This window comes from Hymenobacter sedentarius (genome assembly GCF_001507645.1).
Classification (GTDB): domain Bacteria; phylum Bacteroidota; class Bacteroidia; order Cytophagales; family Hymenobacteraceae; genus Hymenobacter; species Hymenobacter sedentarius.
Genome location: NZ_CP013909.1, coordinates 916,956 through 930,212, shown reverse-complemented (window position 1 = coordinate 930,212; position 13,257 = coordinate 916,956). Strand labels below are relative to the sequence as shown.

The 13,257-nt window shown below is 60.3% G+C and carries 6 protein-coding genes; 1 reads left to right on the top strand and 5 read right to left on the bottom strand.

What is annotated here, in order from left to right:
• Window positions 1–36: 36 nt before the first annotated feature.
• Both AUC43_RS03890 and AUC43_RS03885 read right to left on the bottom strand, forming a co-directional pair.
• On the bottom strand, window positions 37–1,602 hold the full coding sequence (locus AUC43_RS03890; protein ID WP_068190166.1) for a RagB/SusD family nutrient uptake outer membrane protein: 1,566 nt from the start codon (window positions 1,600–1,602) through the stop codon (window positions 37–39).
• A gap of 19 nt (window positions 1,603–1,621) precedes the next feature.
• Window positions 1,622–4,663, bottom strand: coding sequence for a SusC/RagA family TonB-linked outer membrane protein (locus AUC43_RS03885; RefSeq protein WP_199243493.1), 3,042 nt, complete (start codon window positions 4,661–4,663; stop codon window positions 1,622–1,624).
• A gap of 726 nt (window positions 4,664–5,389) precedes the next feature.
• Here AUC43_RS03885 and AUC43_RS03880 point away from each other — a divergent pair.
• The gene (locus AUC43_RS03880) at window positions 5,390–7,120 is read left to right on the top strand and encodes a DUF6377 domain-containing protein (protein WP_157780914.1); all 1,731 of its coding nucleotides are present in this window, start codon (window positions 5,390–5,392) and stop codon (window positions 7,118–7,120) included.
• Between the two features lie 226 nt (window positions 7,121–7,346).
• Here AUC43_RS03880 and AUC43_RS03875 read toward each other — a convergent pair whose 3' ends face one another.
• The 3 genes from AUC43_RS03875 to AUC43_RS03860 all read right to left on the bottom strand — a co-directional run bounded on the left by AUC43_RS03875 (window position 7,347) and on the right by AUC43_RS03860 (window position 13,188).
• A complete protein-coding gene (locus AUC43_RS03875) occupies window positions 7,347–7,673 on the bottom strand; it encodes a hypothetical protein (RefSeq protein WP_068190161.1) in 327 nt (108 codons plus the stop codon).
• 735 nt (window positions 7,674–8,408) lie between these two features.
• A complete protein-coding gene (locus AUC43_RS03865) occupies window positions 8,409–11,495 on the bottom strand; it encodes a PAS domain S-box protein (RefSeq protein ID WP_068190154.1) in 3,087 nt (1,028 codons plus the stop codon).
• Between the two features lie 253 nt (window positions 11,496–11,748).
• Window positions 11,749–13,188: an amidohydrolase family protein gene (locus AUC43_RS03860; RefSeq protein ID WP_068190152.1), complete on the bottom strand. Its 1,440-nt coding sequence runs from the start codon at window positions 13,186–13,188 to the stop codon at window positions 11,749–11,751.
• Window positions 13,189–13,257 lie beyond the last annotated feature (69 nt).

Here is a 13,257-nt window from a genome sequence, read left to right as displayed (position 1 = left end):
CAACGGCCCGTTTTCGCTATACCGGCAGGGCCTGCGTTAGTAGCCGGGGTTCTGCTTGATGTTCGAGTTTACGTCGGCCTGACTCTGCGGAATGGGATAAATCAGGTACTTCGGGGCGCTCTGGGGCTTGTCTTTGCGGGCCTGCAAGAACTTGCCGAACCGGATGAGGTCCTGCCGCCGCCACGACTCGCCGTACAGCTCGCGGCCGCGCTCGTCGAGCAGCACGTCGAGGGTAAGCGCCGTCAGGGGGCTGGCGCCGCGCGAAGGGTGGGTGCGCAGCGTGTTCACGATGGCCAGGGGCGTGGCGCCGTAGGTGCCGGCGCTGGTGGGCGTGGCGCCCCGCAGAATGGCTTCGGCCTTCATCAGCAGCACGTCGGCCAAGCGGAAGGACACGTGGTCGTTGTCGGCGCCGTTGCCGCCTTTCAGCTCGCTGGCGTAGTCCACGGGGTACTTCAGGGGTCGAATGCCTTTCGTCTCGAGGTCGGGGCCGGTTTCGAGAAGGTTGATGTCCTTGGTAAAGGCCAGCGGGGCCCCGCCGCGCGTGGTGAGCGGCGCATTGGTAATCAGGTTGTACTGCTGGCCCGCGAGGAAGCCCACGTTCACGCGCCGGCCAGGGTTGGCGGGGCCGCCGGGCGAGTCGTAGGCGACGCCCCGGCGCTTGTCGGTGGCCTCAAACAGGTCGTAGAACTCGGCCGTGGTGGCCGGGCCGTTGTAGCCGTCCACGGGCCGCATGTTGTAGTGCGACACAAACTTCCAGAAGTCGCGCGTGGGGCCGCTGTTGCCAAAGGAGTTGGCCTGGGTGAAGATGTTTTCCAGGCCAATGGCCGTGTTGTTGGGCGCGAAGTTGTCGAAGAAGTTGGGCGTGAAAGAGTACTTGCCGCTGCTGATTATCTCGTCGGCCAGCTTCACTACCTGGTTCATGTCGGCCACGTCGAAGGTCGGGGCCGCGCGGTTGGCGTACACGCCCTTGTTGAGGTAGCACTTCATCAGCAGGACCCGGGCGGCGTCTTTGTTGGCGCGGCTGGCGGGGCCATCGGGCAGGTCCTTCTGAATGGCGGTGATTTCGCTGATGATGTAGGTCAGCGCCTCGGTGCCTTTGCGCACCTTGGCCAGCTCGCCCAGGCTGCCGCCCGGCTCCCGGTAGAGCACCTGGTCGTAGAGGTCGAGCAGCAGGAACTCGGCCCAGGCCCGCAGAAACCGCGACTCGGCGGCCTGTTGGGCCGTGGGTGAGAAGCGCAGCAAGTCGGTGGAGGAGTACTCGATGCCTTCGAGCTGGGTGAAGGTTTCGCGCACCCGCTCGTTGTTGCCGTCCCAGGTGTGGTTGAAGAGGGCGCGCCACTTGCCGTTGTCGTCCCAGTCGGGCCCGCGGGTGGGCATGATGCGGGCATCGGTGGACACTTCTTCGAGGGCAAACACGCTCACGCAGCCCTGAATGGGCTCGCGCTGCGCGTTGTAAACGCCCTGCAGCAGGGCGGCCGGGTCGCCTTTCGGAATCTGGTCTTGGGTGAGCTGGCCGTTCAGGGTCTCGTTAATCGAGCAGCCCGTGGTGCCTTGCAGCAGCGCCAGCACGGCCGTTGCCCAGGCAAACTTTGAATATCTCATGGGGGAAAGCATCTAGAATTTAGAGAGAGAAGTTCACGCCGAACGTGAAGGTGCGGGCGCTGGGGTAGGGCAGGTAGTCGATGCCCACCGAGGGCACCTGGTTGGCGCCGCGCTTCACCGTGTTGATTTCCGGGTCAAACCCGGAGTAGTTCGTAATCACGAACAGGTTCTGGCCCGTGGCGTAAATCCGGGCGCCTTTTACGAAGGTGCCCACGTTGCCGAAGCTGTACGCCAGCGTCAGGTTGGACAGCTTCAGGTAGTCGCCCTTTTCCAGGTAGCGCGTGGTGGCCGCCGAGGCGTTGCCGAGGGCTTCTTTGATGGGATTTTCGAAGGTGGAGAGGGCAATGTTTTTGCCGGCGCCAATCTGACCCACGTTGCCCACGGCGTTGAGGGTGTTGTTGTAGATGTACTGGCCAAACACGCCGGTCATGTTCGCCACGAGGGAGAGCTTGCCGTAGCGGGCGTTGGCGGCCAGGCCCAGCAGCGTGCGGGGGTTGGGGCTTCCGGCGTAACTGATGGCGCCGAACGTATTGGACAACCCTTTCTCACTGAGGCCTTTGTATTGGGGCAGGAAGAAGGCGTTGATGGGGTAGCCGTTCTGGATGCTCTGCGACAGCGCCCCCGACAGGCCCTGCCCGTTGATGGCGCCGGTGGGGATGCTGGCGCCGGTCAGGCCCGACACTTCGTTGTGCACGAAGGTGGCGTTGGCGTTCAAGCCAATCTCTACCTTTTCGTTGGTAACCAGGGTGGTGCCCAGGGCCATTTCCACGCCCTTGTTCACAATCTTGCCGTCGAGGTTCACCCAGTAGATGGCCTGTACCGGCGGCGCGGGCTGGCCGGGCAGCGAGGGAAACAGCAGGTCGGTGGTGGTCTTGTTGAAGTAGTCGGCCGTGAAGGTGAGGCGGTTGTTGAACGCCCCGATGTCGATGCCGACGTTATACTGCGCATCGGCCTGCCACTTCAAGTTGGGGTTCGGGCCGTTGATGGGGGCCTGGGCGCCGTTGTTGTCCAGCGAGAAGCGGTACTGCGCCGCGCCGGCCGGAAACTCCTGGTTGCCCGTGCGGCCGTAGCCGGCCCGCAACTTGAGCTGGCTGAGCTTCTCGGCGGGGAAGAAAGCCTCCTGGCCCAGGTCCCAGGCTGCGGCAAACGACGGGAAGTAGCCGACCCGCTCGTTGGGGCCAAACTTGCTGCTTTCGTCGCGGCGCAGCGTGCCGGTCAGCATGTAGCGGTCTTTGAAATTCAGAATGGCCCGGCCAAACACCGACTGCAGCTGCGACGACGGGTCGACGAACGACGACACCTGGCGGTTTACCGAGCTGGAGTACTGGATGTAGTTAGTGTAGTCGAGGCCGAAGTTGCCGAAGCCGCCCGCGTCGGCGTTGCCGTACGCATTCACGTTGGAGCCGGAATTGGAGAACTTCGTGTACTCGTAGCCCAGCACGGCGTTCAGGTTCAGGCTGGAAGTCAGCGCTTTGTTGAAGTTCAGGGTGTGGGCGATTTGCTGGGTCACCAGCTCGTTGTTGCTGATGGCGGCAAAGCCTTGCTTTTCAATGCCGGGGTAGTTTATCAGGCGCTGGTCGATGGAGGTGCGCCGCTCGCCGCTGTTGTAGTTCACGCTCAGCAGCATGCGGTACTGGAGCCAGTCGGTGAACTTGTACGAGGGCGCGATGCTGGCCAGCACGGTGTTTACCCGCGAGTTGTCGTTGAACAGTTCCTGGGCCGCCAGGGGGTTTACCACGTCGCCGCTCTGGATAAAGAGCGAGCCGTCGGCGTTGCGCAGGGGCTGGGTGGGGTTCCACTGCAGGGCCTGCCCGATGAGGCTGCCCCGGAAACCGGCGTCGGTGGTAATGGGGGGCAACTCCTCGCGGAACTGGCTGGTGGCAATGTTCACGTCCACGCCCAGCTTCTTGCTTTCCAGAAACTGCAGGTTGGTGCTCAGGTTGGCGCTGTACTTCTTAAAGCCGCTTTTGCGCACAATGCCGTCCTGGTCGAGGTAGCCCAACGAGAGGCGGTAGCGGCCGGTTTCGCCGCCGCCGCTCATGGCCACGTTGTAGTTCTGCAAGCGGCCGGTGCGCAAAATCTCCTTGAGGGCGTCCACGTCGCCGCCCTTGTCGTTGGTGGCCGGGGCGCCGTAGTACGTGAGGGCCTGGCGGTACTGGCTGGCGTTGAGGAACGCCGGGCGGCGCAGCAGGGTCGAGAAGCCGTTGGATACGCCCACGTTGAGCACCGGAGCGCCCGCTTTGCCTTTCTTGGTGGTGATGAGCACCACGCCGTACGCGGCCCGCGAGCCGTAAATGGCGGTGGCCGAAGCGTCTTTGAGCACCGTCAAGGACTCCACGTCGTCGGGGTTAAGGAAGTTGAGCGGGTTGCTGTCGGCGCCGGTGCCCACGTCGCCGGAAGCTACCAGGCCGGGCCGGGCCGTGCGGCCGTCGAGCGGCACGCCGTCCACCACGTACAGCGGCTGGCCGGTGCCCGTCACGGCCGAGTTGCCCCGGATGCGGATGGTGGCCGGCCCGCCGGGCTGGCCGCTGTTGTTGCTCACCTGCACGCCCGATACGCGGCCCTGAATCAATTGGTCGGGCGACGTGAAGGTGCCTTTGTTGAAATCCTTCTCGCCAATCACCGCAACGGCGCCGGTCACGTCCTGCTTACGGGCGGTGCCGTAGCCCACTACCACGACCTCGCTCAGGCCCTGGGCGTCTTCCTTCAGCGCTACCTGCACCGAAGTTTTGCCTGTGATGTCGACCTGCTGCGTGGCGTAGCCGACAAACGAAAACGACAGTGCCGTCGCGGTTTCGGGCACCTGCAGCGTAAAGGCGCCGTCGGCCCCGGTGCTGGTGCCTACCGTAGTGCCGGGCACGAGCACGGTTACCCCGGGCAAGCCCGTGGAATTAGCGTCGGTCACCTTACCGGAAACCGCTCGATTGGTCTGCGCCTGCCCCAGTAAGGGGCATAAAATAGACAGGATGGCCAACGCCAGAAGCCGGAGCCGCGGCATGAGCCGGAGCATGCCAACGGGGGAAGCCGGCTGCTCGTGGGTTTTGTACCAGTCGTTACTCATAAGTGAAAAAAGTGGTGGGATAAAAGAATATGGTGAAAAGTGCCTTGGAGAATTCAGCCACGCCCCCCAAACGATTGCAGGCGCGGGTTGAGCTGGTTAAGTAGTTGCTGGCAGCAGTTGAGCTACCAGAGCAGTTGCGGGAGGCTACCCAGCCTTTGAGGTTCGTCTGAAGCTGTGCTATTGACCAGCGCTGCGTTTCAGCAATAAGAGCTGTGGGGCTTCGCTGCTAAACCTGGCCGGGATTGGTAAAGCCTAGATGCCCTAGGCCACTGCAACTTAGCGATGCAAAGCCGGGGGCCGTTTCCCACAAGCCCCAATCGGCATTAAAAAAGATTCTATTAATTACAGTTGACTTAACTGACATTATGGGGAAAGAGTATCGGCTCGACCCCTGCAACTTGGCTTTATATCACAAACGTTTGCGGTCTATGCAGTTTTAGGTTTGGCAAATGAATCGGCTTGGGCGGGCCGATGAAAACCAGCATTATCAGTCTGCCAAAAAATATTAATTGTTATTTGCAGCAAAGTATAAGTAATCAACCATTTGGCTCCGGATCTAAAACAAAAAATATCACTCAATTATTACAGGTAAAATTTCCTGACTTGCTTGCTCATTCCTTCTTTTGAATCTTCGAGCTCAGCTCAATCGCTGCCGCAGTTAGCCGATGCTGTTGAGCTGTAAGCGCCGGGCTGCTGGCGCTCCATGCTATTCACCACACCTGTAAATTGAAAGCCTGCGCTCCCGCTTTTCTCGCTGCTGCCCCCCGGCCCCCGGCCGTGGTGCAGCCAGTCATTTCCAGATTAGCTTGGTTACTTGGGCTGTGCTGCCTGCTGTTGCGGGCGGGGCCCTGCCTGGCCAGCGACGGCAAGACCGACAGCCTCCTGCGGGTACTCGACCAAGCCCTGGCCCGCCAGCCCATCTACGACCAGCAGCGGCTCAACCGGCTGGCCGTGCTGAAAGCAGAGCTCCGGTCCCGGCGGAGCGATGAGGCCGCCAGCTTCGACCTGGCGTTGTTTATCTGCGACGAATACCAGGAGTTCAAGTACGATTCGGCCTTTGCCTACAGCCTGATGCTGGGCAAGCTGGCCCGGCGGCTGCACAGCCCCGAAAAGCTGCAAACCGCGCGCACCAAGCTGGCGCATACCCTGCGCTCGGCTGGGTTATTCAAGGATGCGTTCGATACGCTGAAGGTCATCAACATGCAGCGGCTGGAGCCGCGCTACCAGGCCGAGTTCTACGAAGTGTACAGCATCGTCTGCATTGAGTTGGCCGCTTACGACCAGGACAGCTACTTCGAGCCGCTGTATAAAGCGCAGGCCTACGCCTACGCCGATTCGGCGGGCCGCAAGGAGCCCAGCGGTTCCTACGTGTACCTCAAGCAGCTGATATTCAAGGCGCGGCAGCAAAACGACCTGCAAGCCGGCGCCGCGGCCTACGCCCGGCTGCTGCGCCTGCCGCTCACGCCCCACCAGGTAGCCGTCAATGCCAGTTCGCTGGCCATTATCTACCAGCAGGCCGGCCAGCCCGAAAAGGCCGCGCAGCTGATGACCGTGGCGGCCATCAACGACATCAAATCGGCCACGAAGGAGGGCATCGCCCTGTTCAACGTGTCGTCGTACTGCTACCGGCACGGCGACCTGCCGCGGGCGTACCGCTACATCACGGCGGCGAAGGAAGCGGCGGTATTCTTCCGTGCCCGGCAGCGTTTGCTGGAGATGTCGCCTATCGCCGCGCGCATCGACGGCGAGAAAATCATCTCCGTGGAGCACCAGCGCCAGCAGGCCCGCACCTACGCCTGGGCCATTGGGCTGATGGCAGCCCTGGTGCTCGGCCTAGCCGTGGTTATCTACCTGCAATTGCGGCGGTTGCGAACCGCGGGCCGGCTGCTGGCGGCTACCAACCAGCGGCTGCACGGCAACAACAATAAGCTGCAAGAGCTCAACAGTACCCAGCAGCAGCTTAACGAGCAGCTACAGGAGCTCAATCATAACCTGAACGAAGCCAACCGCATCAAAGAAGAGTACATCGGCTACTATTTCAGCAATGCCTCGCGCTACGTCAACCAGCTGGAAGCGCTCCAAAACAAGCTGAGTACCTTGCTAAAAACCAAGCAGGTAGCCACCGCGCAGCGCCTAGTCGAAGACATTGACATCAAGGCCGAGCGCATCGATTTGTTCAAACGGTTTGATACCGGTTTTATTCGGTTGTTTCCCGGCTTTGTCGCCGACTTCAACGCTCTTTTTCCAGAAGCCGACCGCATCGTTTTGCCAGACGACCAGCTGCTTACCACCGAGCTGCGCATTTTTGCACTTATTCGGTTGGGAATTACAGATAGCGAACAGATTAGCCGCATCTTGGGCTACTCCATTCACACGGTATACGCCTACAAAACCAAGGTGAAAAACCGCTCCTTTGTGCCCAACGAAGCCTTTGAAGCTAAAGTGTTGGCGATATAGCTGCCGCTTCTGCAGTAAATAGCATTAGCTTTCAAATAGCTAGCTAAAAGCCAGCGTGCTACTTAAAGGCATTGTAGCAATAGGGCGCCTGCGCAAGCCCGTGGCTGCCCGCAATTCCGCCTTCATCCCAGTGGGTCTATTGCCAGGTGCAGGCAATGCGCGAAGGCAGTCAGCCGCTCCCCGCTGGTTGGCGAAGAGCGGCTGACGATAGTTCACCGATGCTGGGCTACTGTTGGCCGGTGCGGCGCAGTTCCTCCAGTTCGTAGCTACTGCGGGAGCAAGCCGCTGCCTGCTGCCCGTGCTGGAAGCGGTAGCGCAGCGTCAGGTGCAGTGTCAGGCGCAGCTCGCGGGGCATCTGCACGGTTTGGGTCGACTGCAGCTGCAGGTTGCGCAGCGCCAGGCCATTGACGGGCCGCTCAAAGCGCTGGTAGGCCACCGTGGCATGGTTGCTCATCTGCCAGCTGGCGGCCACCCGCACCGGCGCCAGCACCGTGGCGCTAAGGCTTTGGAAGCGCTGCAGCTTTGATTTGGTGAACCAGTTTTCAGAACTCAATCTGGGCTGGAAGTCACTTCAGTAGCTCAATTATTGAGTAGGAGCCAGCAGTTCGGGAAAACGAGGGACTTTTGTGCTATTCTTCAGCCGATGGCAGTAGAAACGTGCAGCTATTGTTTGGCAGGACAAGGTCCTGGTGGACCATCTTAAACGTCAGTGTTTCCGTCGATGGCCGAGGGGTGATGAACCAGACAACCTTTTGCGTATGCGCGTCCGCAATTTTGTTAGTAGACGTATTTATGAGGGTACTATCTCCTAGATTTCGCGACAGGATAACAATGAGCGAAACGTAATTATCGTGGTGTGAAATGATGGCAGTGTTGGCATGACTGTATCCGGTGTACGTCCATCTTTTCTCCAGCCACGCCGATTCAACCTGTACGGTGGGGTTTGTAAAGTTGCGCTGTAGCGTCAGCTCCTGTATAAACACGTTTCTTCGTTTGGATTCAGCAACTGAGTTGCTCACGCCCGGAACGCTATCCAAATAACCTGCCCCCCCGCACCCGGTGAAAGAAAGCAGGAAGAGCGCGGCGATAAGGACTTTCAGCGAGTTGGGCCTATATAAAAATGGTGGCCTCCTACGTGGCAGCGCGCATGCGCAACATGGGCTGCTTTGTTCAGGATGGTGTGCCGCTGTGGCATGGCAGGGAAAAGGGCTGTTTGTGCAGATTAATAACCCCATTTACAAACAAGAATAAGTTGGTTTGTCCTCTCGTTCATGAAAACGGTCCTCGACTATGAGGAGGCACGGACGGGCTGACCGGTTTTGGTGAGCAGCACCAGCTTTTCCTCCAGCTCGCGGGCGGCCAGGGCGCACACGGTTTCTATTTTCCCAAACAGCGTGTGGATGCGGGCCCGGCTTTCGTCGCTGGCCCAGTCGCCGGTATCCTTCAGGATAAGCATCACGGCCAGTGCCTGAATGGCCTTGGCAATGTCCTCGTACTGTGGGTCGATGCCCATGGTGGCGAAGGTGGGGATGATGGAGTGCGTCGCCATTTTCAAGGCCACCCAGTTGCGCTCGCCGATGGACTTTTTCATGGTTTGCACCAGCTGCGGAATCTCCTGCAGGTACAGGCGAATCATTTCGGCCATGCGCGCCTCGCTCTTGGTGATGCGCTTCAGGTAGTCGAAGTTGACACAGATGAAAGCCGGGCCCGCCGAGTCTCCTTCCAGGGTTTCCGGAGTGGCAGCGCTGCTGCTGGCCAGCTTCAAAAACTTGATGATTTTGCTGTAGAGCAGCTTGTCGTCGATGGGTTTCGAGATGTAGTCGTTCATGCCCACGGCTTTGCAGTGCTCCACGTCCACGGTGGTCACGTCGGCCGTCAGGGCAATGATGGGCACCGTCAGCTTCAGCTCGTTGCGGATGTAGGCGGTGGCTTCAAAGCCGTTCATCACGGGCATCTGCAGGTCCATCAGCACGATGTCGAAGGCGGTGGTGCGCAGCTTTTCCACAGCTATCTGGCCGTTGCCAGCCACTTCCATCTCAAAGCCGAATTCTTCGAGCAGCGTTTTCATCAGCAGCTGGTTCAGGGCAATGTCTTCTACTACCAGCACCTTCACGTTTTGGAAGCCCGTTTCCAGGTCGATGTGCAGGCCCAGGTCGGCGGCGGCTTTTTCGGTGGTTTTGGGGAAGCTCAAAATGAAGCTGAACGTGGAGCCTTCGCCCACCCGGCTGCGCACGTTCACGGTGCCGCCCTGCGGCTCCACCAGGTTCTTGACGATGGCCAGGCCCAGGCCGGTGCCGCCGTAGAGGCGGCTCGTACCGCTGGTAGCCTGCTGGAAGTTGTCGAACACGGTGTTGAGCTTCGCCTCCTCGATGCCAATGCCGGTGTCCGTCACGGCAAATTCCAGGATGACTTTCTCCTTGTCCTGCACCAGCAGACGCACGCCCACCGTGATTTTTCCCTCGGTCGTAAACTTCACGGCGTTGCTCACCAGGTTCAGGATAATCTGGTGCAGGCGCACGGGGTCGCCCATCAGCACCTCCGGAATCCGGGTGTCGTAGTCCATCACCAGGGCCAGGTTTTTTTCCTGGATTTTGGTTTCGAACAGGTGCACCATAGCCGTCACCGACGCCGCGAGCTTGAAGGGAATGAGCTCGAAGGTCATCTTGCCCGCGTCCACTTTGGCCAGGTCCAGGATGTCGTTGATGAGCACAATCAGCGTGTCGCCGCTGAGCTTGATGGCCGTCAGGTATTCTTTCTGCTTGTCGGTGAGCTCCGTCTTCAGCACCACCTTCGTGAAGCCGATGATGGCGTTCATGGGCGTACGGATTTCGTGGCTCATGTTGCTCAGGAACTGCTGCTTGGCCTTTACGGCGTCTTCGGCTTTCGCCTGCGCCTCCTCGGCTAGCACGGTGGCCAGCTCGGCCGCAATTTTGGCTTCTGTGAGTTCGGTGGCAATGCGTTTCTGGTCGGTCACGTCGCGCGCCACCACCACCACGCCCAGCACCTCGCCCTCGTCGTTCTTGTACACCGAACCGTTGAACAGCACATCGGTGAGCTTGCCGTCTTTGTGGCGCAGGGTAAGGGGCGAGTCGGCCACGGTGCCCTTGGCAAACACTTCCTGGTACACCTCGCGCGCCATCTGCGGGTCGGTGAAGTACACGAAGAAGTCGGAGCCGCTGAGCTGCTCGCGGTCCAGGCCCGTGATGTTCACGGTGGCCTGGTTCATGTCCGTGATTTTGCCTTCCGGGCTGATGGTTACCAGCGGGTCGCGGCTGGCTTCAATCAGGCCGCGGGCGTAGTTGGCAATGCGCAGCTCCGCCGCCCGCTTCACCTTCTCGTCGTTCTGAAACGCCAGCTCCTTGTTGGCTAGCACCAGCTCGGCGGCGCGCTTTTCCTTCTCGTCGTTCTGGAAAGCCAGCTCAATATTGGCAATGCCAAGCTCGGCCGCACGTTTCTCCTTCTCGTCGTTTTGGAACGCCAGCTCCGTGTTGGCGATGCTCAGCTCTTCGGCGCGTTTTTCCTTCTCATTGTTCTGAAAGGCCAGCTCTTCGTTGGCCACACTCAGCTCCTGGGCCCGCTTTTCCTTCTCATCGTTCTGAAAAGCCAATTCTTCATTGGCCACGCTGAGCTCGGCCGCGCGCTTCTCTTTTTCATCATTCTGAAAGGCGAGTTCCTTATTCGCAATGCTGAGCTCGGCGGCGCGTTTTTCTTTCTCGTCGTTTTGAAAGGCCAGTTCGGTGTTGGCAATGCTCAATTCCTGGGCGCGCTTCTCCTTTTCGTCGTTTTGGAAGGCTAGTTCCTTGTTGGCAATGCTCAGTTCCTGGGCCCGTTTCTCTTTTTCGTCGTTCTGAAACGCCAGCTCTTCATTGGCCACGCTGAGCTCCTGGGCCCGCTTTTCTTTCTCGTCGTTCTGAAAGGCCAGTTCTTCGTTGGCAATGCTGAGCTCATCGGCCCGCTTTTCTTTTTCGTGGTGCTGGAAGGCCAGCTCCTTGTTGGCGAGGCCCAGCTCGGTGGCCCACTTTTTCTCCGCGATTTCTCGGGCCACAATGACCGCGCCCAGCAGCTCGCCCTGGTCGCCCTTGTACACCGAGCCGTCGAAGAGCACCTCCGTAAGCGTGCCGTTGATGTGGCGCAGGGTGAACGGCACGTTGCTCACGGCGCCGCTGGCTACTACTTCCTGATACACGTCCCGCACCAGTTCCGGCTCCGTGAAGTAGTGGAAAAAGTCCGAACCCATTAGGGTCTCGCGGTCGACGCCCGTGAGTTTCACGGCGGCCTCGTTGGTGTCGATGATGCGGCCCTGCAGGCTCACCGTCACCAGCAAGTCCTGGCTGGCTTCAATCAAGCGCCGGTACCGCTTTTCGCTTTCCTTCATGGGATTGGCGCCGATGTAACCGGCAATGGTTCAAGTGGTTAGTAGGCGTGCCTGGGTCGGTCGCCCCATCGTAAAGAATGTGGCCTATCTGAAAAAGACCGGCGCAACTTATTTAAATGCAAAATAAATCAGCGCCTTTGGCTTCTTAGCTGGCTGATTTACATGCAAGGTACGCCTTATAACCCCTAAGAAAAGTTCTATCTTATGATTAAGTATACTGGTCGGGAACACCCCATCTAGCTACCCTGCCGCGCTACCGGTTCCGAATAGCGCGCAGCATGTTGCTCAAGGCCGCCGCCGGGTAAGCCTTGCCACGCGAAACCACGGCGTCGATTCTTTTCACGTTGGCAATGTTTTCCAGCGGGTTGGCGGTCAGCAGGAGCAAGTCGGCGTCCTTGCCCGGGGCGATGGTGCCAGTGCGGTCGGCCACGCCCATGAACTTGGCGCCGTTGATGGTGGCCGCCTGCAGGGCCTGGGCCGGCGTGAGGCCCGCCTGCACCAGCAGTATCAGCTCGTCTTGCAGGGAGGCGCCGGGGTAGATAAAGGAGTTGAACGGCCCGCTGTCGGAGCCGGCCAGGATGGGCACGCCGGCCGCCTGCATCAGCGGCACGAGGCTGAAGAATTTGGCTTCCAGCTTCTTGCTAAACGCCTGGGCGGCGGCCGACTGCTGGCGGGCGCTGGCCAGCCGCCGGGTATAGGTGGCCTGGATTTTGGGGTCGATATAGGCCCGCAGGGTGTCCTGGGAGTGGTCGTTTTCGGGCAGCTCGCTCAGGGTCTTGCTGATGTGGAGCGTGGGCACCGCGGCCGTGTGGTACTTGGCCATGAGCTTGAAGATGCGCTCGGCGGCGGCCGGGCTGTACGTATCGTACACGGCAGGCAGCACGGCAAACAGCCCCAGAGGCTTGGGCGTCTTCAGGCTGTTGCGCACCAGCGCGGTCAGGCTATCTTCTTTGCCGGAGCAGGCCTTGAAGACGTAGTAGAGGTGCTCGGTGGCATCGAGCCCGCGCTTCACGGCCTCGCCCAGCGTCACGGAGTAGGGCATGTGGCCGGTGGTCTTCATACCCCGCTTCTGGGCCTGCGAAATGGTGTTCAGGTAGGCCTCGCCGGAAATGGTGCTGTCGTAAATCTTCACGTAGTCCACGTGCAGCCGCTGGAGCGAGTCGAGGGCTTTGCGGATTTGGGCGGGCGTTTCCACTTCCAGCGAGCCGGGCCAGTACGCCTTGGGCCCATCTATCTTGGGGCCCGAGGTGAAGATGTGCGGCCCGGCCAATTTGCCCGCCTCCATTTCCTGGCGCCATTGCATCACGCTCGGCGTGAGGTCGCCGCCGGCGTCGCGCACCGTGGTGATGCCGTGGGCCAGGAAAAGGGTCAGGCTCTTTTGGTTGGCCGCAATGAGGCTGTCGCCGCCCCGGAAGTGCACGTGCATGTCCCACAGGCCGGGGATGAGGAAGCGGCCGTTGCCGTTCACGTACTGCTTGGCCGCGTAGCTGTCCTTGTCGGCGGGGTCTACGCCCACAATCTTGCCCTTCGACACGGTCACGACCTGGTTGGGCTTGAGCTGGCCCGTCACCACGTCCACCACGGTCACGTGGTTGATGACCACGTCGTATATCTCCAGCTTGGTGGGCCGGCGGGCGCAGTCGGTGAGCAGCGCGGCCACGCTCAGGCCGAAGAGAAGGCGAAGGAATTTCATGCGGAGAAGAACTGGCGGCGGGCCGTAAAGTTAGGCGGGTATTCGGACCGTGAATTCGGTGAACTCGCC